Source organism: Stenotrophomonas sp. WED208 (assembly GCF_040984485.1).
Classification (GTDB): Bacteria; Pseudomonadota; Gammaproteobacteria; order Xanthomonadales; family Xanthomonadaceae; genus Stenotrophomonas; species Stenotrophomonas riyadhensis.
The window spans coordinates 3889825-3910198 of sequence record NZ_JAZARB010000001.1; the positions used below are offsets into that span (position 1 = coordinate 3889825).

Below are 20374 nucleotides of genomic sequence, written 5' to 3' on the forward strand. Positions count from 1 at the left end.
GGGCAGGTTCTGGAAAAGAGCGCGTAGCCTGCGCGCATCGTCGCGCCGGATTAAGCCCTGCAGCGGGGAAACACTGTTGACCAGGGTTCACAAGTGGCGGCCGAACCCCTGCTCACCCTGTGGAACCGGGCCCATGCTCGGCTGACCGGCAGGAAACAGCCGAGCATGGGCTCGGCTCTGCACGGCCCCGCAACGCAGAACCCCCGGCCGGGCCGGGGGTTCTGGGTGAAACGCTTGCGTGTGATCCGCTTACCAGTTGCCGGCGCCCGGCACGTTGTGTTCGCGGGCGCGGCGGCGCATCAGCAGGTTCAGCCACTCCACCAGCACCGAGAAGCCCATCGCGGCGTAGATGTAGGGCTTGGGCACGTGCACGTCCAGGCCATCCAGGATCAGTACCGCACCGATCATCAGGATGAAGGCCAGGGCCAGCATCTTCACGGTCGGGTTGGCATCGATGAAGCGGCCCAGCGGGTTGGCGGCCAGCAGCATCACCAGCACCGACAGCAGGATGGCGGCGACCATCACCGGGATGTGGTCGGCGATGCCGACGGCGGTGATCACCGAGTCCAGCGAGAACACGATGTCGATCACCGCGATCTGTGCGATCACATAGCCGAACACGGCCGAGGCCTTGGTGGTGCTGGGGTCTTCATCCTCGCCACCGCTGATCAGTTCCTTGATCTCCATGCAGCCCTTGATGATCAGGAACAGGCCACCGACGATCAGCACCAGGTCACGGATGGAGATGCCCATGCCGGCCACCGTGAACAGGTTGGCCGCCATGTGTGCCAGATACGCCAGCGACACCAGCAGGCCGATGCGGGTGATGCAGGCCACCGCGATGCCGAGCTTGCGCGCGAACGGGCGGCGCTCTTCCGGCAGCTTGCTGACCGCGATGGAAATGAACACCAGGTTGTCGATGCCGAGCACGATTTCCAGCGCGCTGAGCGTGAACAGGGTCACCCAGGCATTGGGGTCGGCGAGGAACTCAAAGGACATGGAAACTCTTCAAGGCAGTGGGGGAATGGGATTTCAGCTATAGCTGCCGGCCAACGCGTGCGGGACCACGACCAGCGCCCAGCACAGCAGCACGTTCATCATCAGCACGAACACCGCCGCCGAGCCCATGTCCTTGGCGCGGCCGGCCAGCTCGTGGATCTCACTGCCGTAGCGCTCGATCACGGCCTCGATGGCCGAGTTGGCCAGTTCCATCGCCAGCACCAGCAGCATCGAGCCGATCAGCAGCGCGCGTTCGACCGGGGTCTGGCCCAGCCAGATCGCGACCGGGGTCAGCAGGATCAGCAGGTAGACCTCCAGCCGGAACGAGGACTCATGCAGCCAGGCGGCGCGCAGGCCCTGCCAGGACCAGCGGGCGGCCTGGAAGATGCGGCGCGGGCCGCGGGGCAGATGGCCGAACTGATCAGCCACGGGTGGAACATCCAGCAACAGGGGCGCGGCGCAGCGACCGCTCAGACGCACGGCAGGGAATCATGGGTGCACAGGAATAGGCAGATGGCCGCCATTTTGCCACAAGGCCGCCAGCCATACCCCCGGCGGCCCGGGCGAATGGCCTGCCCGGGGCAAACGCCGGGCTGGGCCGTGCTCCTATGATGATCTTCCCCTTCCCTGCTGGAGCGCCTGATGTCCCGTCGCCATACCTGCCTGTTGATGCTGGGCCTGCTGACCGCCGCACCGCTGGCCCAGGCGCTGAGCCCGGCCACATCGCCCCGGGTACCCGAACAGGTCTCCAACGTGGCCTGGGCCGGCGACATGGCCCGCTTCGCCAGCGCCGACCAGACCAACCCGCCGCCGCGTGGTGGCATCGAGTTCATCGGCAGCTCCTCGATCCGCTTCTGGGAGAGCCTGGCCACCGACTTCCCCGGCCAGCCGGTGTTCAACCGCGGCTTCGGCGGCTCGGAAGTCCGCGACAGCACCTGGTACGCCGACCGCATCGTGGTGCCGTATGCGCCATGCAAGGTGTTCTTCTACGCCGGCGACAACGACCTCAACAGCGGCCGCAGCGCCGTGCAGGTGCGCGACGATGTGGTCGCCTTCGTGCAGCGCGTGCACCGCGACCTGCCGAAGACGAAGGTGGAGTACCTGTCGATCAAGCCGAGCCCGTCGCGTGCGCACCTGCTGCCGGCGATCAACGAAGCCAACACGCTGATCAAGGCCGCGCTGGCCAGGCTGCCCAATACCGGCTTCACCGACATCTACACGCCGATGCTCGGCGCCGATGGACAGCCGGACGCGACGCTGTTCCGCGAGGACATGCTGCACATGACCCCGGCCGGCTACGCGATCTGGACCAGGGCGCTGGCGCCGAAGGTGAAGTGCGATTGACGCAGGCGTGCGTCGGGCATGGCCCGGCGCTACCGCAACACTATCCACGCATGGCGTGGATCTACTGAATTCATCCACGCATGGCGTGGATCCACTGCGGATCGCGGGGAACTGTCGAAGGCGGGGCGGTGTGGGTGTGCAGGACCGTTGGCGCCATGGATGGCGCCATCGAGCCCCCATGGATGGGTTTACGGCGTGTCCTGCACACCCACACCGCCCCGCCACTCCTCGGAATGCCCGCTTTTGATGTTGATGTTGCCTCGGCGGGTGCCGGGCGCAGCCCGGCCAAAGCCCTCTACCGGAAGATCACCGTGGCTTCGGTGCCCTCGCCCGGCTCGCTGGCCAGGCTGACCTTCCAGCCGAAGCGGTCGCACAGCCGGCGCACGATCGACAGGCCCAGTCCAGTGCCCTGCGGACGGCTCGGTTCGGCGCGGTAGAACGGCTCGAAGGCGCGCGACAGCGCCTCGGCGGACATGCCGATACCGGTATCGCGCACCACCACCCGGTCATTGAGCACGTGCACGTCGATACGCCCTTCATCGGTGTAGCTGCAGGCGTTGCGCACCAGGTTGCTGACCACCACCTGCAGCACCCGCGGTGGCGCATGCAGCTGCACCGGGCCGTCGCTGTGCAGGTGCACCGATACCGGGCGCGTGCCCAGCAGCTCGTTGGCGTTGTCCACTTCATAGCGGACGATGTCGTTGACGTCGAACAGCTCGATCTGCGGCTCGACGTCGGCCTCGCGGGCCAGGATCAGGAACGCATCGATCACCGCTTCCATGTCCCGACCGGCACGCTGGATGCGCTGCAGGCTGCGGCGCAGGCGCGGCTGCAGGGTTTCATCGCCGAGGGCCATGTCGCTGGCGACGCGGATGACGGTCAACGGCGTGCGCAGCTCGTGGCTGGCATCACGGGTGAAGTTGCGCTCGCGGGCCACGTGCGCGCTGACCCGGTTGGCCAGCGAATGCAGCGCGGCCGCCAGCTGCCGGGTCTCGCCCTGCATGTCCGCCGGAAGCTTGTTCGGCTCCAGGTCGGCCGCCTCCGGGTGGCCCGGGTCCCAGCGCGAGACGCGCCGCGCCAGCCAGTTCACCGGTGACACCAGGCGCTTGGAGGCACGGTAGGTCACCCAACTGGCGCCGTACACCGCCAGCAGGGTCAGCAGCACCGGCACGATGCCGAACCAGAACGCCAGCATCTCCGCGCGCGAACGCAGGAACACCAGGTACAGCCGGCCGGCGGGGCGCACATCCACCAGCACCAGCTGATCGTCCTTGGGCAGTTCGTGGAAGCCTGGCTCCAGGTTGCGCAGGTTGGCAGGCAACGACAGGGCCGACTGCCCGCTTTCCAGCAGGTAGCCGCGGATGTTCTGGGTGTTGGGTGGCGGCTGCACCGGCGAGGCCTCGTGCAGCGTCCAGAAGTACGTCGCTTCCTCGCGCAGGGCGGCACCGACCAGGCTGTGCTTGATCACCAGCGAGACCAGCCAGGCACCCAGCAGGATACCCAGGCTGGCCAGCACTGCCTGCAGGATGAAAGCGATACGGATCTTGCGCGGCAGGCCGTGCGGCATTGCGGGGTCCCGGTCAGAGCGCTGCGATTATAGGCAGCGCGCCGCGCCGTGCGGATGCATGGGAAATGACCGGTGGCAACGCCATCCGGTCATCCCCTGCCCTCGTGCGTGGCCGGATCCCGGCCGGGCCTGCTGCTGCACCGGCGCGGGCCCTGCTCAGGCCATCGGCTGGGCGATGTCGGCAATGCGGTAGCCGGCACTCTGCACGGTGTGCAGCAGCGGACGGTCGAACGGCTTGTCGATGATCTTGCGCAGGTTGTACAGATGGCTGCGCAGGGTGTCCGAATCCGGCAGGCCATTGCCCCAGATCTCGCGTTCGATCTCCTGGCGGGTGACCACGCGCGGCGATTCGCGCATCAGGATGGTCAGCAGGCGCAGGCCGATCGGCGACAGCTGCAGCTCGGTACCGGCACGGGTGGCGCGCATGCTGACCGGATCGAGCACCAGGTCGGCGACCTTGAGCACTTCCGAACCGACCTGGCGACGCTCGCGGCGGATCAGCGCGCGCAGGCGGGCTTCCAGTTCCTGGATCGCGAACGGCTTGGTCAGGTAGTCATCAGCGCCGAAACCGAGGCCGGTGAGCTTGTCGTCCAGCGTATCGCGTGCCGTGAGCATCAGCACCGGGGTGGACTTGCGCGCATCGTTGCGCAGGCGACGGCACACTTCGATGCCATCCAGGCGCGGCAACATCAGGTCGAGCACCACGACGTCATAGCTGTTTTCCGCCGCAAGGCGGTAGCCATCCAGGCCGTCCTGTGCATAGTCGACTTCGAAGCCGCGACCTTCCAGGTATTCCCCGATCATCTCGGAGATGTTGCGGTTGTCTTCGACCACCAGCACCAAGCCGGAGGTCTCCTTCGTCTGACGCATGTGATTCCCTCTAACTTCAGCTTTGTGAAACATGCCGGATCGACGGTGGACGCGATGTGAAGTTCCGTCAAGAGGGATGTAAATCGTTCAGAGCAGCGGGCGCAGCAGCGGCCAGACGTTGTCCAGCACCTTCGGCTGCGCCTGCGCGGTCGGATGAAGCCCGTCGGCCTGCATCATGCCCGGTTGCAGGGCCACACCCTCCAGCAGGAAGGGCAGCAGCGGCACCTTGTACTGCGTGGCCAGCGCCTTGTAGGCCGCCGCCAGGCGCTGGCGGTAGGCCGGCCCGTAGTTGGGCGGCACATCGATGCCCAGCAGCAGCACCTTGGCGCCCGCCTTCTGGCTGGCCTGCACCATCTTTTCGAGGTTGCCCTGCACCTGCGCCGGGGTCAGCCCGCGCAGTGCGTCGTTGCCGCCAAGGGCAATCACCACCACGGTCGGCTTTTCCTTGGCCAGCAGGCCTGGCAGGCGGGTCAGCGCGCCGGCGGTGGTCTCCCCGCTCATGCTGGCATTGACGATGCGCGCCGGGGTTTTCGACTGCTGCCTGACCCGCTGCTGCAGCAGGCTGACCCAGCCGGCGTCGGCGGGGATATTGTGGGCAGCACTGAGGCTGTCGCCGAGTACCAGCACGGTGCCCGCCGGACCTTTGGCACAGGCCAGCCCGGGCAGCAGCAGGAACCCTAGCAGCAGCAACATCATCGCGCCGGCTCGCCGGCTCCATCCCGTCTTGCGCATTGGAGTCTCCTCATCGACAGCCTGTCCCCCCGCAGCGCGTTCGTTGCCATCGCCGTCGACCAGGTCGGCAAATCCGTGCAGGGCCCGGAGGGTGAAGTCCACATACTGGACAACATCACCCTGACCGTCCATGAAGGGACCAGCGCGGCCATCGTCGGCGCCTCCGGTTCCGGCAAGACCACCCTGCTCGGCCTGTTGGCCGGGCTGGACCTGCCCAGCCGCGGCCGCATCGCGCTCGCCGGCCAGGACCTGTCAGCGCTGGATGAGGAAGCGCGCGCGCAGTTGCGCGCACGCGAGGTCGGCTTCGTGTTCCAGAGCTTCCACCTGCTGCCGGCGCTGACCGCCGCCGAGAACGTCGCCTTGCCGCTGGAGCTGGCCGGGCGCGAAGACCGGGCGCGGGTCGATGAAGTGCTGGCCCAGGTCGGCCTGGCCCATCGCGCCCGCCACTATCCGCGCCAGCTGTCCGGTGGCGAGCAGCAGCGCGTGGCGTTGGCACGTGCCTTCGTCACCCGCCCGCGCATCCTGTTCGCCGACGAACCGACCGGCTCGCTGGACCACGCCACCGGCCAGCACATCAGCGACCTGCTGTTCGAGCTCAACGCCGGCAGCGGTACCACGCTGGTGCTGGTCACCCACGATCTGCGACTGGCCCAGCGCTGCCAGTACATCCACCGCATCGACGACGGCCGCCTGCTGCCGGTCGAGCGTGGGGCGCAGGCATGAACCTGCTGCGGCACGCGTGGCGCGCGCTGCGCCGCGAGGCGCTGGCCGGTGACCTGCTGACCGTGTTCGCCGCGCTGGTGCTGGGCGTCGCGGTGATGACCGCGGTCGGCACGCTGGTGAACCGGGTCAACCTGGCACTGACCGGCAGCGCAGCGGAAATGCTCGGTGGTGACCTCGGCATCGCCGGGCGCGATGACCCGCCGCAGGCGTTCGCCGAAGAAGCGCAGCGGCGCGGACTGGCCTATACCCGCATCGCCAGCTTCGGCAGCGTGCTGTTCAACGCCGATGCCAGCCAGATGGCCAGCATCAAGGCGGTGCAGGCGGGCTATCCGCTGCGTGGCACACTGCGGGTGCGGACCATGCCCGGCGGTGCGTTGATCACTGATGCGGGCATGCCGCCCAAGGGCCAGGCCTATGCCGACCCACGACTGCTCCAGGGGCTGGGCCTGAAGGCCGGCGATGCGCTCGAATTCGGCGCCGGTACGCTGCGCATCGCCGGCATCATCGAGGCCGAACCGGACACCGGTGGCGACCTGCTCACGCTCTCCCCGACCCTGCTGGTCAACCGCGCCGACGTGGAAGGCACCGGACTGCTCGGCCCCGGCAGCCGCATCAACTACCGGCTGATGTTCGCCGGAGCAGCAGAACCGATCGCGGCACTTCGGCAATGGCTGCTGCCGCAGGTGAAGGGCCTGCGCCTGTTGAGCGTGGACGACACCCAGCGCGGCGTGCGCCAGGCCTTCGACCTGGCCGGACGCTTCCTCGGCCTCAGCGCGCTGCTGGCAGTCCTGCTGGCCGGCGTGGCCACGGCGCTGGCGGCGAACCGCTTCGCCCTGCGCCGCATCGACCAGGTGGCGATCCTGCGCTGCCTGGGCGCGCGCCAGCGCGACATCCTGTCCGGTCTGGCACTGCAGCTGCTGATGCTGGCGGTGCCGGCCTGCGCACTCGGCATCGGCCTGGGCATGGCGGCGCAGGAAGGCCTGGTGCAGGTACTGGGCAGCCTGGTGCCGCAGCGCCTGCCGCTGCCGGAAGCGATGCCTGCCCTGACCGGCGCTGGCATCGGCCTGTTGCTGCTGTTCGGCTTCGGCCTGCCACCACTGCTGCGCCTGCGCGGGGTGCCGCCGATGCGCGTGCTCAACCGCTCCTTCGCCGCCCTGCCGCCGGCCTCGCTGCTGGCCTATGTGGCGGCGTTGGCGGCCAGCCTGCTGCTGGCGGTGCAGGTCACCGGTGATCTCAAGCTGGCGCTGTGGGTGCTGGGCGGGTTGGCCGCGTTGGCGCTGGCCGCCGGCGTGGTCGGCTTCGTGCTGCTGCAGCTGCTGCGCGGCCTGCAGCATCGCCTGCATGGCCACTGGCGGCTGGGCCTGGCCGCGCTGACCCGGCGCCGGATGCTGGCGGTGATGCAGCTGGTCGGGCTGTCGCTGTCGCTGTGCGCGCTGTTGCTGCTGGCGGTGACCGGTCCCGGCCTGCTGCAGCAATGGCGCGAGCGGTTGCCCGCGGACACGCCGAACTACTTCCTGATCAACATCCAGCCCGAACAGCGCGACAGCGTGCTGGCCACGCTGCGCGGGTTGGGCGCCAACGACGCCAGCATCGAACCGATGGCCACTGGCCGCCTGATCGCGATCAACGGCAAGCCGCCGCTGCGCGTGGACCGCTCGCCGGAACAGAACGGGCAGCCGGCGCAGGGCGAAGGTCAGCGCGATGACGACGACGAAAACCGGCCGTTGAACTTCAGCTGGCGCAGCAGCTTCCCGCCAGCCAACACGCTGGTCAACGGCACCTTCTGGAAGGCAGACAGCACCGCCGCCGAAGCCTCGGTGGAGATCGGCTGGGCCAAGCGCTACGGTGTGTATCCCGGCGACCGCATCACCATTGCGGTGGGCGAGCAGGAACGCGAGTTCACTGTCACCAGCGTGCGCAAGGCGGACTGGAACACCTTCCGTCCGAACTTCTTCGTGCTGCTGAACCCGAACGCGGTGGGCGATACGCCGCACAACCTGCTGTCGGCATTCCATCTGCCGGCCGGCAAGGCGGCCGGACTGGGCGAGCTGGTACGCGCGCAGCCGAACCTGTCGCTGCTGGATGTGGATGCGGTGATCTCGCAGGTGCGCGATGTGATGGAACGGGTGGCACAGGCGGTGCAGCTGGTGATGGTATTCAGCCTGCTGGCCGGCGTGCTGGTGCTGCTGGCTGCGTTGCAGGCCACCGCCGGCGAGCGTCGCTACGACAGCGCGGTGCTGCGCACGCTGGGCGCGACCCGGCGCCAGCTGCGCGGCGCGGTGCTGGTGGAGTTCGGCGCGCTGGGCACGCTGGCCGCGTTGCTGGCGGTGGGCGCCGCTGCGGCCATCGGCGTGGCGGTCTCGCAGAAGGTGTTCGAGCTGCCGTTGTTGCCGCCGTGGCCGGGCCTGCTGATCGGCGGCGTGATCGGCATCGGCTTGAGCCTGCTGGCAGGCTGGTGGGGTACGCGCGCCATCCTGCATACGCCACCGGCACTGGCCCTGCGCGAAGCCTGACGCGATCGTGACACGCTCGGGGGGCGCTATGCTGCGCGCCCCACCCGATCAGATCGTCCGGAAGCGCGGAAGGTCGCTCCCGCGCTCCCGATGTTCAAGGAATGAAGATGGAATACGGCCTCTGCCTGCGCATCCTTCTGGCCAGTTCCTCGCTGCTCACCGCGGTGCTGCCCGCAGGCGCCCGCGCGGCGGATGGCCATGTTCCTGACGCGGTGCAGGCCTTCGTACTGGAAACGGTGCTGGCCGACGAGGCGCAAGCCTCCCACGAGGGTCACCCGACCTATCTGGTTCCGGCCAGCGTGTCACGCACGCGCAGCGATGCCGACGTCGTCGCCGACCTGCGTGCTGAGTTCGACCGGTTCTACCGGGGCCAACCGAAGCCGAGAAAGGAAGTGGCGCACATGGCGATCCTCGTCGCACAGACCGCGCTGCTGCTGCCGGACCGTAGCGCCTGCAGCACGGATCGAGTGCGTTGCCACGAAGCCATCCTCGGCGTCCGCACCCGCGATGACGAGGCGAGCCTGCAGGCCACCCTGCGTGCGTTCCAGGACGCTGGGCTGGACCTGACCACCTTGAGTGGGCCGGCGTCCTGAGTGCATCGCATCCACGCATGGCGTGGATGCAGCGTGCGATCACCGATGGAGAGCGTGCCGAGCAAGCTCGGCACCTACCAAGAGCGGATATGCGGCACGGTAGATCCACGCCATGCGTGGATGCGGTGTGCAATCGCCGGCGAAGAGCGTGCCGAGCAAGCTCGGCACCTACCAGGAGCGGATATGCGGCGCGGCACCTGACCAGAGGATCCGCGCCATGAGTCGAGCATGGCTCGACTTACTGGGCCTTTTCCACGTACTTGGCGAACACGTCGTCGATCTGCTTGTCCTTCACCTTCTTGCCGGCCTGGATCTCTTCGGCCTGGGTGAACATCGGGATGATCATCGCCATGCCGTCGATCTTGGTCTTCAGGTGCACGCCCGGGGCCTGGCCGAGGAAGCCGTCCCAGCGCTGGCGCACCTTGGCCCAGTAACCGGCGGTGGCCTTCCAGTAGTTGCGCGCCGGGGTGAAGTCGACCTCGGTGGTCTTCACGTAGTCGTTGAAGCCGAACTCGCGGGCGATCTCAACCTGGCTGCCATCGGCGTTGCGCTGCACCTTGGTGTTGAACTGCTCGTGGGTCCAGCCGTTCGGGGTCAGCGTGTGGCGGTTGATCACGGCCAGCGCGTTGTAGTCACTGCGCTTGGTGTACTCACGGCGCGGCAGCGGACGCCAGCTCAGGTCGCTGGTCCAGCTCGGCACGTTGTTGGTGTAGGTCCACGTGCCGGTGCCGCAATAGCGCGGTGCGTCGCTCACTTCGTATACGCACTGGGTCCAGGCGCCCTGGTTCACCGCCGCCGGAATGCTGCGCACCTTCCAGGTCTGGTCGGCACTGAACTCGAAACGGTTCGGTGCTTCGTACACCCAGTCCTGGCGCCAGTGCTTGGTGATGTGGCCGCTCTTCTCGTCCAGCAGCAGGTGCTGCAGCACGATGCGCTTCGGCGTGTCTTCGACCACGATGACCACTTCGTTGCCACCGCTGCGCATCGCCGGCGCACGCTCGTAGCCCGGCTTCAGCAGCACGGTCTCGTCGAAGGCGAAGTCCACGGTGTACTCACCCTGCATGGCAAGGATGCTGTCGTGGTCACGGGTGATATCGGAGGGCTGCGCGCTGGCCACGCCGCTGGCGGCGAGCACAAGCAGGGCGCTGGCTGTCTGGAACTTCATCGGGGTCTTCCTTCGGGGTTGCAGATGCGTTGAGAGGCCGTCCGTGGCCGACAGGCGTTCCATCAGGAGTGGGTCACAGGCGGATCAGCGGCAGGTCGCCGGGAATCCGCGGCGCCGGACGCCGCGCGGCATCGGCACAGCAGCAATCGTCGATTGCCAGCTCGCCTTCGGCACCTTCCAGCCGTGCGATGCGGCGCGCGGTGGCTGCGCCCAGCGAGGACAGGGTCGACAGACTGGCGGCCAGCGTGCGGCCATCGTCGGCGGCATGCAGGCGCAGCGCGCACAGGCGCCAGCGCTGGCCACCGAGATGGCCGGCCAGGCGCCGCCACAGGCGTTCGCCGACACTGCCATCGCTGTCGTGTTCCGGCCCCGGCGGCAGTGCGGCGACCAGCCGGTCCCAGGCCAGGAAGTCGCTGTCCGGCAGCAGGTACAGGCGCCACACGCAGCGCCCACGGCCATCGAGGAAGCACAGGCTTTCGCGCAGGCCTTCACTGTCCACGCCCTGGCAGGCATGCACGCGTACGGCCTGGCGCCAGCCGCCCAGCTCATTGCCGTCGGCGTGGTACAGGCACAACACGGTGCCGAGCGTAGCCAGCTGTGCCGGGGTCGGCCAGGCCGCGCTGTACGGCGCGGCGATGGAGTCATTCCTGCGTGCGGACAGTGCTCGGCTCATGAGGTCACCAGGAAACGGCAAGGCTGGCGGAGAAGGTGCGGCCCGGGCTGCTGAAACGATCGCTCAGTGCGCGATTGGTGATCAGGCTCGGGGTGATCGACGACCATTCGATGTAGCGCTTGTCGGCCAGATTGAACACGCCGACATTGAAGGTGGCACCCGGTGCGAAGTTCCAGTGCGCCATCAGGTCCAGCACGCCGTAGCCGGCCGGCTGGTAGACGAACGGCGCCGGTGCGTTCGGATTGGTCTGCGCGGCAGGCGGCGGCAGGCGCTTCTTGCGCTGCACGAAGGTGCCGGCCAGTTCGACGCCCCAGCTATCGGTGTCGTACATCAGGCCCAGCGTGCCACGCAGCGGATCGACCGAGGCCAGCGGTTCGTCATCGGTCCGGTTGTCACCACGCGACCATGCCAACGCACTGCGCAGCGCCCAGCCCTTCAGCGCCGGGCTGAGTTCACCGAATTCGATGCCGGCCTTCATTTCCGCACCGTAGATCCGCGCATCAGCGATGTTCTGCGACTGGAACACGGTCAAGCCCTGTGCGTTGCGGCCGGTATCGACGTTGGACTGGATGAAGTCCTTGTAGTCGTTGTAGTAGCCGCTGACGCTGACGTACGCCGCCGGCGCGATGAAGCGCAGGCCCAGTTCGTAGCCGTCGCTGGTTTCCGGCTTCAGGTCCGGGTTGGCGATGGCGGTGTAGCCGAAGGCCACGTTGGTCAGGCCGATGTTGACGTCGTTGTACGGCGGCGAACGGAAGCCACGCGCATAGCCGGCGAACAGCGACCACTGGTCGGTGAAGCGCCAGACCATGCCCAGCTTCGGCGACACGCTGGTCTTCTTCAGCTGGGCCACAGCCGTGGTCGGGTTGTCTTCGGCGAAGATGCTGTCCACTTCCGGCTTCAGCTCGTAACGGTCCACGCGCACGCCCGGCACCAGCGACAGCCTGCCATCGGCAAAGCGCATCTCATCCTGTGCGTACAGGCCCAGCTCGGTGGTCTTGCTGATCGGGAAGTCACGCACCGGGAAGGTGTCCGGCACAACCGTGTTGCTGACCACGCCGGCCTTGCTGACCTGGTAGCCGTCGCGCTTCTGGCGGATCTCGGTACGGGTGCCTTCGAAGCCGTAGGTCAGCGCGTGTTCGACCGCACCGGTGCTGAAGGCCTTGTTGAACTGCGCCTGCAGGCCATAGGCATGCTGGTCGAAGGAGAACACGCGGTGACGGCGGCTGCCGTCGGTGCGGGTCTCGTCGGTCTGCTGCCGGGTTTCGCTGTTCTGCGCATACACCTGCCAATGCAGGCTGTCGGCGAACGGCTGGTCCAGCGCATCCATTTCGTGGGCAAAGGACACGCGGGTGCGCTTCTGCGTGTCGTGGGACTTCATGCCAGTGGCCGCAGCCATCGCGCCGGGGCGCGGTGCAACGCTGGCAATCGCCGACAACACATTGGTATCGGTGGTGTCTTCGTTGCCTTCCACGGTCAGGCGGAAGCGCTGGTCTTCGCTCGGTGCATAGACCAGCTTGCTGAGCAGGCTGCGGCCATCACGATCCTGCGGATTGGACGCGGTGCGGGTGTCGTTGTCGCTGCGCACCGTGCCCTTGTTGTCCGTTTCCTGGCCCTGGTGGTGGTTGACGTTGACCAGGCCGCTCCAGTGGTCGCCACCAAAGGCGGCGGTGGCACCGCCGAGCAGGCCCTTCCACTCACCGTCGTAGCCGAACTTCAGGCCGAAGTAGCTGTTCTTGCCATCCTTGAGGTAGTCGGCCGGCTCCTTGGTCACGAACGCGACCACGCCACCGAGTGCATCGGAGCCGTACAGCGAACTGGCCGGACCACGCACGATCTCCACGCGCTTGAGCGTATCGAGGTCGGTGAAATTGCGGTTGGAACTGGCGAACGAACCGATGTCGAACCGGGTCGGCATGACGATGCCATCGGTCTGGATGCGCACACGGTTGCCGTCCAGGCCACGGATGCGGAAACCATCGAGGCCGAAGCGGGTCGCGCTGCGGGTGACCGACAGGCCCGGCTCGTAGCGCACCAGATCCTTGATGTCCTGCACCAGGTGCCGGTCCATCTGCTCGCGGTCGATGACGTCCACGGTGGCCGCCACGTCACTCACCGCCCGCTCGGTGCGGGTGGCGGTGACCTGCACCCGGTCGAATTCGCGCGCGTCGGGCGCAGCGGCGGCAGCAGCGTGGGCGGACAGCGGCAAAGCCATCCAGACAGCAAGACACAGGGCGGTATGGCGGGTCATCGGGTTCATTCGGTCAGGCAGGGGAACCCCCGGTTACCGGCACACCTGGAAGGTGCACGCGGTAGACCGAGGGGGAGAGAGCGGGAGCGGACGGGTCGCCCACCCTGTCGGCGCTGCCGGCAGGAGGGAGGGAGGCGGGCGACCAGACCGCGATTACTTGGTCAGGATCAGCTTGTCGTTGCTGGTGTGCCGCAGGCGATAGAAGCGGTCGCCGTGCTGGATCAGGATTTCACGACGGCCCTTGAGCAGGGCTTCGCTGTCGATGACCTCTTCCGGCGGAACGACGCGGACCGGGCGATCGCGGAGGGTCAGCGTTTCGGGGCGCAGCAGTACAGGTTGAGCATTCATGAGCATCTGGACTCGTGCGAGGGACGAGTTAAATGATAATGATTCTCAGTTGACAATCAACAACCATTCTCAAATTCATTGATGAGATTAATTATCAAAATTAGCGGATTGATAGACTGCATCAATTGAATGCCACTTGTAGAGCCGAGCCACGCTCGGCTGCGCTTCGATCGCGTCCCGGTGAAGCCCGCGCTTCGCGCGGAGCCGAGCATGGCTCGGCGCTACAGGGAGCCGGGCGCTGGAAGCCCGCGCTTCGCGCGGAGCCGGGCATGGCTCGGCGCTACAGGGGACCGCCTCCTTCAGGCGAAGACGGCTTCGACCTGGGCCCAGCCGGCCGCGTCGACCTGCTCCAGCACGTCCAATGCCTGCAGGTTCTGCAGCAGCTGGCTGACCCGGCTGGCGCCGAGGATCACGCTGGAGACGTTCGGGTTGCGCAGGCACCAGGCGATGGCCAGGGTAGCCGGGGCATGACCCAGCGCGCGTGCCACCTCGCTGAAGCGCCGCACCTGGCCCAGGCGGGCCTCGGTGTCGTCACCCAGCACCAGCGCGTGCAACCACTCCATGCCTTCGCGGCCCAGCCGGGCATCAGCCGGGATGCCCTGGTCGTACTTGCCAGTGAGCAGGCCCGAGGCGAGCGGCGAGAAGATGGTGGTGCCCAGGCCAGCGCCGGCATACAGCGGTGCGTACTCCACCTCCACCCGTTCGCGGTGCAGCAGGTTGTACTGCGGCTGCTCCATCGACGGGCCCTGCAGGTTGCGCGCCTCGGCGATGTCCAGCGCCTGCTGGATCTGCGCCGCCGACCACTCCGAGGTGCCCCAGTAGAGGATCTTGCCCTGCCGCACCAGGGTGTCCATGGCATGCACGGTCTCGGCGATCGGCGCGTCCGGATCCGGGCGGTGGCAATAATAAAGGTCCAGGTAGTCCACGCGCAGACGCTTGAGCGCGGCATGGCAGGCATCAGTCACGTGCTTGCGCGACAGCCCGCGCTGGGTGGGCCGAGGGTCCTTGGCACTACCGAAGAACACCTTGCTGGACACGCAGAAACCGTCGCGCGGCAAGCGCAGGTCGGTGATCACGTCCCCCATCACCTGTTCGGCGCGGCCATTGGCATAGCCCTCGGCGTTGTCGAAGAAGTTGACGCCATGATCCCAAGCGGCGGCCACCAGGTTGCGGGCCTCGTCGCGCGGGATCTGGTCACCGAAGGTCACCCAGGCGCCGAAGGACAGGGCGGAAATCGGCAGGCCGGTGGAGCCCAGGCGACGGTATTGCATGCAAATCTCCTGCTGCGGGCCCGCATCCGGGCCGGGATCGAACCCCATTCTACCTGCCCCCGCCGCGCGCAAGCCCTTGCCGTTGCTGGCCTGATCGGTACCGATGGCCGCGCGCACGCTGCTTTTTCTTGCCCCGGCCCCTGCCCTGCACTAGGCTTCCCGTTTTTCGCGACGCCCCAGGGGAGTCACTCACATGGTCGAAGGTTTGGGCAGGATCGGCTTCGGCCTGTTCGGGTTGGCGGTGCTGATCGGCATCACCTGGTTGTTTTCCAATAACAAGCGCGCGGTTGACTGGAAGCTGGTTGCCACCGGTATCACCCTGCAGATCGCCTTCGCGGCGCTGGTGATCCTGGTCCCGGGCGGACGCGACGTGTTCGACGCACTGGGCAAGGGCTTCGTCAAGATCCTCAGCTACGTCAACGAGGGCTCGGGCTTCATCTTCGGCTCGTTGATGGACACCAAGAACTACGGCTTCATCTTCGCCTTCCAGGTGTTGCCGACCATCATCTTCTTCTCTGCGCTGATGGGGGTGATGTACCACCTCAACGTCATGCAGGGCATCGTGCGCGTGATGGCCTGGTCGATCACCAAGGTGATGCGCGTGTCCGGTGCTGAAACCACCAGCGTCTGCGCCAGCGTCTTCATCGGCCAGACCGAGGCGCCGCTGACCGTGCGCCCGTACATCGCCAGGATGACCCAGTCCGAGCTGCTGACCATGATGATCGGCGGCATGGCCCACATCGCCGGCGGCGTGCTGGCGGCCTACGTGGGCATGCTCGGCGGTGGCGACCCGGCGCAGCAGGCGTTCTATGCCAAGCACCTGCTGGCGGCCAGCATCATGGCAGCCCCGGCCACCCTGGTCGTGGCCAAGCTGCTGATCCCGGAGACCGGCACCCCGCTTACCCGCGGCACGGTGAAGATGGAAGTCGAGAAGACCTCCAGCAACATCATCGACGCGGCCGCCGCCGGCGCCGGCGACGGCCTGAAGCTGGCGCTGAACATCGGTGCGATGCTGCTGGCCTTCATCGCCCTGATCGCGCTGCTGAATGCCCCGCTGACCTGGATCGGCGATGTGACCGGCCTGGCTGCTGCCATCGGCAAGCCGACCAACCTGTCGACCATCTTCGGCTACGTGCTGGCCCCGATCGCCTGGGTGATCGGAACGCCGTGGGCCGATGCCACCACCGTCGGTTCGCTGATCGGCCAGAAGGTCGTGATCAACGAGTTCGTGGCCTACACCGAGCTGTCGCAGATCGTGAACGGCCAGATCGCGGGCGTGAGCCTGTCCGAGGAGGGCCGCCTGATCGCCACCTACGCGCTGTGCGGCTTCGCCAACTTCAGCTCGATCGCGATCCAGATCGGCGGCATCGGCGGCCTGGCCCCGGAACGTCGCCACGATCTGGCCAAGTTCGGCCTGCGCGCGGTGTTGGGCGGTACCATTGCCACCTTCATGACGGCGACCATCGCCGGCGTGCTGACGCACTTCAGTTGAACCCTTGGTTGAGAAAAGATTCCCTATGAGCAGCAGTGTCGTTGTCGTCGGTTCCTTCAATGTCGATCACGTGTGGCGGTGCGAGTCGCTGCCGGCACCGGGTGCGACCATTGCCGGCCGCTACAGCACCGGCCCCGGTGGCAAGGGCTTCAACCAGGCCGTGGCAGCGTGCCGCGCAGGCGCCGACACCCACTTCGTGTGTGCGCTGGGCGATGACGCCGGTGGCAGCACCGCCCGCGAGCTGGCCGCGCAGGATGGTTTCGCGCTGATCGCCGAGGCCAGCAGCGAGCCGACCGGCACCGCCGGCATCTACGTCGATGCCCGTGGCCGCAACACCATCGTGATCGGCCCGGGTGCCAACGCCGCGCTCAGCACGGACTTCCTGCAACAGCAGCAGGGCCTGCTGACCGGCGCCAAGGTGGTGCTGGTGCAGCTGGAATCGCCGGTGCAGACCATTGAAGCGGCGCTGGCCACGGCCCGCGAGGCCGGCGTCACCACCGTGCTCAACACCGCACCGGCCGACGCCCCTTCGACCATCGGCCTGCTCAAGCTGGCCGATGTGATCACCCCGAACGAAACCGAGTTCGCAGCCCTGCTCGGCCGCCATGTCGGTGAGCGCGTGGATGCCAATGACGTCGCCGCGCTGGATGGTGCCAGCCTGCACGCGCTGTGCCGCAAGCTGGTCGGCAACGGCACCGTGGTGGTGACCCTGGGTTCGGTGGGCGTGTTCGTGTCGCATGCCGATGAGAACCTGCGCGGCGATACCCAGCCGTACTACCGCGTAGGCGCCGAACAGGTGCAGGCGATCGACACCACCGGTGCCGGTGACGCCTTCAACGGTGCGCTGGCCGCGTCGCTGGCGCAGGTGGCCGACGCTCCGTTCGCCCGCCACGTACGCTTCGCCAACCAGTTCGCCGGTCGTTCGACCGAGAAGGAAGGCGCCGCTGCGGCAATGCCGCGCTTCACTCCGGCCGACGTGGAAGTGAAGTAGATCCACGCCATGCGTGGATGAGCGAGCCCGGGCATGCAGATGCCCGGGCTTTTTCATGGGCGGTCCGCGCGCGGCGCGGGTCTACTGCCAGCGCCGCAACAGCAGCCCCGCTGCAATCGCCAGCAACGCCACGGCAGCAGCCACCACGCCCAGCGTGTCCAGGCCCCAGCGTTCGATCGCACCGCCGCCGAGCAGCGCGCCCAGGCCGATTCCGGCGTTGGCCGCAGACACATTCAAGGTTCCCGCCAGCGCCTGCGCCCGTGGCGCCGCACGCATCACCCGCACCTGGCACAACGGGAACAACGCGGTATGCGCCACGCCCCACGAAGCCAGCGCGATGAGCACGAACGTGCCGTGGCCGGCCATCCCGACACTGGCCAGAATGCCCAGCGCCAGCACCGCGCAGAACACCAGCGTTGCGCCCAGCGGCGCACGATCGACCCAGCGCCCGCCCAGTGCATTGCCGATCAGCCCGACGGCCCCGAAGCCCATCAGCCACCAGCCCACCTGTGCCGCCGGTACCTGCATCAGCCGCTCCAGTACATCGGCCAGATAGGTGTAGGCCGCAAACATCGCGGTGAATACCAGCACCGACAGCAGCACATGGCCCAGCAACGGCGGCTGGCGCAGCATACGTGCCTGTTCGCCCAGCGCGCGACGCGGTCCGGCCTCGGTGTCCGGCATCCATGTCGCCAATGCGCCGGCCATCAACAGTGACAATGCCGCCAACAGCCAGAAGCTGCCGCGCCAACCGAGAGCGTCGGCGGCCAACGTACCCAGTGGGATACCGAACAGCATTGCGGCGGTGATGCCCAGGTAGACCCGCGCGACCGCACGACCGCCCTGCCCTGCAGGGGCCAGCTGCGCAGCAGTCTCACTGGCCGTGCCCCAGAACACCGGCAGCGCCAGTGCCGGCAGCACCCGCGCCAGCGCCAGCAGCCATGGCTGCGTGGCCATCGCGGCCAGCGCGTTGGACGCCGCGAACAACAGCAGGATGACCACGAACAGGCGGCGCCGGCTGACGTGTGACAGCAGCGCGGTCAAGGGTGGCCCGGCCAGCATCACGGTGAACGCGAACAGGGTGACCAGTTGTCCGGCGCGCGCAATGCCAATACCAAGGTCGCGTGCCAGTGCCGGCAACAGGCCAACGATCAGGAATTCGGTGGTGACGATGACGAAGGCGGACACCGCCAGCAGGACGACCGAAAGACGTGCGCGAGCATTTGCGTGGACAGTGGCCACGGCGGAATCGAGGGAGGACATGAGCGGGCATCAGAACAGGGGCCGTCAGCCTATTTCCTCCCCAGGTTCCGATTACTGCTATGTTTTCCATCGATTCCGGACTGGATTTCCCCCATGCTTCCCACCGAGCGCCTGCGCGGCATCGAGGCCTTCGTCGCCACCGCCGATGCCGGCAGCTTCACTGCGGCCGCCGAGCGCCTGCACCTGACCAGCTCGGCTGTGGGCAAGACCATTGCTCGGCTGGAGGCGCGGCTGGGAGCGCGGTTGTTTGAACGCAGCACCCGCCGCCTTCGCCTGACCGAAGCCGGTGAGGGCTTCTACCGCACCTGCGTGCGCGTGCTGGGTGAGCTGGCCGATGCCGAGTCGGTACTGGTGTCGCACGCAGACGCTCCCGTGGGCCGGCTGCGGGTGGATGCCCCGGCCACCTTCGGGCGCCTGAAAGTCTGGCCGTTGCTGCTGCAGCTGGCCGACACGTTTCCGCAGCTGCGGCCACAGGTGACCTTCAGCGACCGCTTCGTCGACCTGACCGAGGACGGCATCGACCTGGCCGTGCGCATCGGTGGACCGGAGCCGCTGCCGGCCACCCTGGGCAGCCGCCTGCTCGGCTACGAATGCCTGCGCTTCTGCGCGTCCCCGGCCTATCTGCAGCAGCATGGCCTGCCGACGTCCGCGGCCGAACTGACCGACCATGACGGCGTACTGTTCGGCCGTGCCGACGGCAGCATCGGACCGTGGCAGGTGGCGGATGCTGGACGGCGTAGCACGCCGCTGCAGGCCCGCGCGCGGCTGGTGGTCGGCAGTGCCGAAGCGCAGGTCGCGGCGGTCGAGGCCGGCTTTGGCATCGCCCAGCTGGCCTCCTGGCTGGTCGATGATGCGCTGGCGCGCGGCAGCCTTGTGTCGATCCTGCCGGCGCTGGACTGCCGCGGCCTGCCCCTGCGCCTGTTGTGGCCACAGGGCCGGCAACGGCTGCCACGCGTGGATGTGGCGTTGGACCGTCTCGGTTCAGGACTGCGGATCGATCCGCCGCGCTGATCCCGGCTGCGACCGCTTGTCGCATTGCCCGCATCCCGGTCGTCGCCCACCATCCGCGCAGCTTCTCTGCGTGGGCAGGACATGGACGGATTCCCCTGGCTGCTGATCGCGGCCGCCGGCAGTGCCATCGCGGCCCTGCTGCACATTGGCTGCATCGCCTTCGGCGCGCCCTGGTACGAGCGTTTCGGCGCCGGCCCGCGCATGGTCCGGTTGGCCCACGCCGGCCACTGGTGGCCGCCGCTGATGACCGCCGGCATCACCGCCCTGCTGGTTGCCTGGGCGCTGTACGCGCTGGCTGCTGCCGGCTGGCATGCGCCGTTGCCGGCCAGCCGCCTGGTCCTGCCAGGCATTGCCGCGCTGCTGTTGCTGCGCGCCATGATGGGCTTCGGCCTGGCGCTGTTCCGACCGGGGTACAACGGCACGCGCTTCTGGGCGGTCAGTTCGCTGGTCTGCCTGGGCCTGGGGCTGGCCTTCGCCGTGGGGACCCGCCAGGCCTGGCAGAGCCTGGGCTAGCCGCCCACCATCGCCCGCCCTTGGGGGCGGCGGAAGCAACCGTCAAGCATCTGTTGAT

General features: G+C 67.7%; 19 protein-coding genes. 8 read left to right on the forward strand and 11 right to left on the reverse strand.

The annotated features are described in order from the left end of the window. Positions 1-249: 249 nt before the first annotated feature. Both VPH47_RS17805 and VPH47_RS17810 read right to left on the reverse strand, forming a co-directional pair. Positions 250-999 carry a TerC family protein gene (locus tag VPH47_RS17805; RefSeq protein ID WP_005408127.1) on the reverse strand — a complete coding sequence of 250 codons (750 nt, stop codon included), beginning with the start codon at positions 997-999 and terminating at the stop codon, positions 250-252. A 33-nt stretch (positions 1000-1032) separates the two neighbouring features. After that, the gene (locus tag VPH47_RS17810) at positions 1033-1428 is read right to left on the reverse strand and encodes a diacylglycerol kinase (RefSeq protein WP_094000391.1); all 396 of its coding nucleotides are present in this window, start codon (positions 1426-1428) and stop codon (positions 1033-1035) included. 213 nt (positions 1429-1641) lie between these two features. Between VPH47_RS17810 and VPH47_RS17815 the strand changes: the two genes are divergently transcribed. Next, positions 1642-2343, forward strand: a complete 702-nt coding sequence (locus VPH47_RS17815) for an SGNH/GDSL hydrolase family protein (RefSeq protein WP_368851388.1) — start codon at positions 1642-1644, stop codon at positions 2341-2343. 295 nt (positions 2344-2638) lie between these two features. Here VPH47_RS17815 and VPH47_RS17820 read toward each other — a convergent pair whose 3' ends face one another. From VPH47_RS17820 to VPH47_RS17830, 3 genes are all read right to left on the reverse strand, one after another. Beyond that, positions 2639-3910 (reverse strand): HAMP domain-containing sensor histidine kinase, encoded by a 1272-nt coding sequence (locus VPH47_RS17820; protein WP_110711077.1) that lies wholly within the window; start codon positions 3908-3910, stop codon positions 2639-2641. A 156-nt stretch (positions 3911-4066) separates the two neighbouring features. After that, entirely contained in the window at positions 4067-4780 is a 714-nt protein-coding gene (locus tag VPH47_RS17825) for a response regulator transcription factor (protein ID WP_002811889.1), read from the reverse strand. 87 nt (positions 4781-4867) lie between these two features. Continuing rightward, entirely contained in the window at positions 4868-5512 is a 645-nt protein-coding gene (locus VPH47_RS17830; RefSeq protein ID WP_368851389.1) for an arylesterase, read from the reverse strand. A gap of 75 nt (positions 5513-5587) precedes the next feature. Here VPH47_RS17830 and VPH47_RS17835 point away from each other — a divergent pair, with 75 nt between their 5' ends. From VPH47_RS17835 to VPH47_RS17845, 3 genes are all read left to right on the forward strand, one after another. After that, the gene (locus tag VPH47_RS17835) at positions 5588-6235 is read left to right on the forward strand and encodes an ABC transporter ATP-binding protein (RefSeq protein ID WP_110711076.1); all 648 of its coding nucleotides are present in this window, start codon (positions 5588-5590) and stop codon (positions 6233-6235) included. Beyond that, positions 6232-8748, forward strand: a complete 2517-nt coding sequence (locus tag VPH47_RS17840; protein WP_368851390.1) for an ABC transporter permease — start codon at positions 6232-6234, stop codon at positions 8746-8748. The genes VPH47_RS17835 and VPH47_RS17840 overlap by 4 nt, the downstream gene beginning before the upstream one ends. Before the next feature lie 107 nt (positions 8749-8855). Then, entirely contained in the window at positions 8856-9341 is a 486-nt protein-coding gene (locus tag VPH47_RS17845; RefSeq protein ID WP_368851391.1) for a hypothetical protein, read from the forward strand. A gap of 238 nt (positions 9342-9579) precedes the next feature. Here VPH47_RS17845 and VPH47_RS17850 read toward each other — a convergent pair whose 3' ends face one another. From VPH47_RS17850 to VPH47_RS17870, 5 genes are all read right to left on the reverse strand, one after another. Beyond that, positions 9580-10506, reverse strand: coding sequence for a DUF6607 family protein (locus tag VPH47_RS17850; RefSeq protein ID WP_368851392.1), 927 nt, complete (start codon positions 10504-10506; stop codon positions 9580-9582). Between the two features lie 73 nt (positions 10507-10579). After that, a complete protein-coding gene (locus VPH47_RS17855) occupies positions 10580-11179 on the reverse strand; it encodes a hypothetical protein (protein ID WP_049399785.1) in 600 nt (199 codons plus the stop codon). A gap of 4 nt (positions 11180-11183) precedes the next feature. Continuing rightward, a complete protein-coding gene (locus VPH47_RS17860; RefSeq protein WP_368851393.1) occupies positions 11184-13427 on the reverse strand; it encodes a TonB-dependent hemoglobin/transferrin/lactoferrin family receptor in 2244 nt (747 codons plus the stop codon). Between the two features lie 153 nt (positions 13428-13580). Then, on the reverse strand, positions 13581-13775 hold the full coding sequence (gene hemP, locus VPH47_RS17865) for a hemin uptake protein HemP (protein WP_005412278.1): 195 nt from the start codon (positions 13773-13775) through the stop codon (positions 13581-13583). 299 nt (positions 13776-14074) lie between these two features. Continuing rightward, on the reverse strand, positions 14075-15046 hold the full coding sequence (locus VPH47_RS17870) for an aldo/keto reductase (RefSeq protein ID WP_197611186.1): 972 nt from the start codon (positions 15044-15046) through the stop codon (positions 14075-14077). Between the two features lie 193 nt (positions 15047-15239). Here VPH47_RS17870 and VPH47_RS17875 point away from each other — a divergent pair, with 193 nt between their 5' ends. Then, the gene (locus VPH47_RS17875; RefSeq protein ID WP_049399786.1) at positions 15240-16538 is read left to right on the forward strand and encodes a NupC/NupG family nucleoside CNT transporter; all 1299 of its coding nucleotides are present in this window, start codon (positions 15240-15242) and stop codon (positions 16536-16538) included. A gap of 25 nt (positions 16539-16563) precedes the next feature. Continuing rightward, on the forward strand, positions 16564-17529 hold the full coding sequence (locus VPH47_RS17880) for a ribokinase (RefSeq protein ID WP_180854791.1): 966 nt from the start codon (positions 16564-16566) through the stop codon (positions 17527-17529). Between the two features lie 81 nt (positions 17530-17610). On the opposite strand, the gene VPH47_RS17885 is transcribed toward VPH47_RS17880, so the two are convergent. Further along, positions 17611-18792 carry an MFS transporter gene (locus VPH47_RS17885; protein ID WP_110711069.1) on the reverse strand — a complete coding sequence of 394 codons (1182 nt, stop codon included), beginning with the start codon at positions 18790-18792 and terminating at the stop codon, positions 17611-17613. Between the two features lie 93 nt (positions 18793-18885). On the opposite strand from VPH47_RS17885, the gene VPH47_RS17890 reads away from it, so the two are divergent. Together VPH47_RS17890 and VPH47_RS17895 are read left to right on the forward strand one after the other, a co-directional pair. Next, positions 18886-19803, forward strand: coding sequence for a LysR family transcriptional regulator (locus VPH47_RS17890; RefSeq protein WP_368851394.1), 918 nt, complete (start codon positions 18886-18888; stop codon positions 19801-19803). A gap of 81 nt (positions 19804-19884) precedes the next feature. Next, positions 19885-20316 carry a hypothetical protein gene (locus VPH47_RS17895; RefSeq protein ID WP_164161613.1) on the forward strand — a complete coding sequence of 144 codons (432 nt, stop codon included), beginning with the start codon at positions 19885-19887 and terminating at the stop codon, positions 20314-20316. Positions 20317-20374 lie beyond the last annotated feature (58 nt).

What these genes read in the sequence shown, in the direction of transcription:
- VPH47_RS17805 (WP_005408127.1), bottom strand. Translation starts at nt 999, where the DNA reads ATGTCCTTTGAGTTCCTCGCCGACCCCAATGCCTGGGTGACCCTGTTC.
- VPH47_RS17815 (WP_368851388.1), top strand. Translation starts at nt 1,642, where the DNA reads ATGTCCCGTCGCCATACCTGCCTGTTGATGCTGGGCCTGCTGACCGCC.
- VPH47_RS17820 (WP_110711077.1), bottom strand. Translation starts at nt 3,910, where the DNA reads ATGCCGCACGGCCTGCCGCGCAAGATCCGTATCGCTTTCATCCTGCAG.
- VPH47_RS17825 (WP_002811889.1), bottom strand. Translation starts at nt 4,780, where the DNA reads ATGCGTCAGACGAAGGAGACCTCCGGCTTGGTGCTGGTGGTCGAAGAC.
- VPH47_RS17830 (WP_368851389.1), bottom strand. Translation starts at nt 5,512, where the DNA reads ATGCGCAAGACGGGATGGAGCCGGCGAGCCGGCGCGATGATGTTGCTG.
- VPH47_RS17840 (WP_368851390.1), top strand. Translation starts at nt 6,232, where the DNA reads ATGAACCTGCTGCGGCACGCGTGGCGCGCGCTGCGCCGCGAGGCGCTG.
- VPH47_RS17845 (WP_368851391.1), top strand. Translation starts at nt 8,856, where the DNA reads ATGGAATACGGCCTCTGCCTGCGCATCCTTCTGGCCAGTTCCTCGCTG.
- VPH47_RS17850 (WP_368851392.1), bottom strand. Translation starts at nt 10,506, where the DNA reads ATGAAGTTCCAGACAGCCAGCGCCCTGCTTGTGCTCGCCGCCAGCGGC.
- VPH47_RS17855 (WP_049399785.1), bottom strand. Translation starts at nt 11,179, where the DNA reads ATGAGCCGAGCACTGTCCGCACGCAGGAATGACTCCATCGCCGCGCCG.
- VPH47_RS17860 (WP_368851393.1), bottom strand. Translation starts at nt 13,427, where the DNA reads ATGACCCGCCATACCGCCCTGTGTCTTGCTGTCTGGATGGCTTTGCCG.
- hemP (WP_005412278.1), bottom strand. Translation starts at nt 13,775, where the DNA reads ATGAATGCTCAACCTGTACTGCTGCGCCCCGAAACGCTGACCCTCCGC.
- VPH47_RS17870 (WP_197611186.1), bottom strand. Translation starts at nt 15,046, where the DNA reads ATGCAATACCGTCGCCTGGGCTCCACCGGCCTGCCGATTTCCGCCCTG.
- VPH47_RS17875 (WP_049399786.1), top strand. Translation starts at nt 15,240, where the DNA reads ATGGTCGAAGGTTTGGGCAGGATCGGCTTCGGCCTGTTCGGGTTGGCG.
- VPH47_RS17880 (WP_180854791.1), top strand. Translation starts at nt 16,564, where the DNA reads ATGAGCAGCAGTGTCGTTGTCGTCGGTTCCTTCAATGTCGATCACGTG.
- VPH47_RS17885 (WP_110711069.1), bottom strand. Translation starts at nt 18,792, where the DNA reads ATGTCCTCCCTCGATTCCGCCGTGGCCACTGTCCACGCAAATGCTCGC.
- VPH47_RS17890 (WP_368851394.1), top strand. Translation starts at nt 18,886, where the DNA reads ATGCTTCCCACCGAGCGCCTGCGCGGCATCGAGGCCTTCGTCGCCACC.
- VPH47_RS17895 (WP_164161613.1), top strand. Translation starts at nt 19,885, where the DNA reads ATGGACGGATTCCCCTGGCTGCTGATCGCGGCCGCCGGCAGTGCCATC.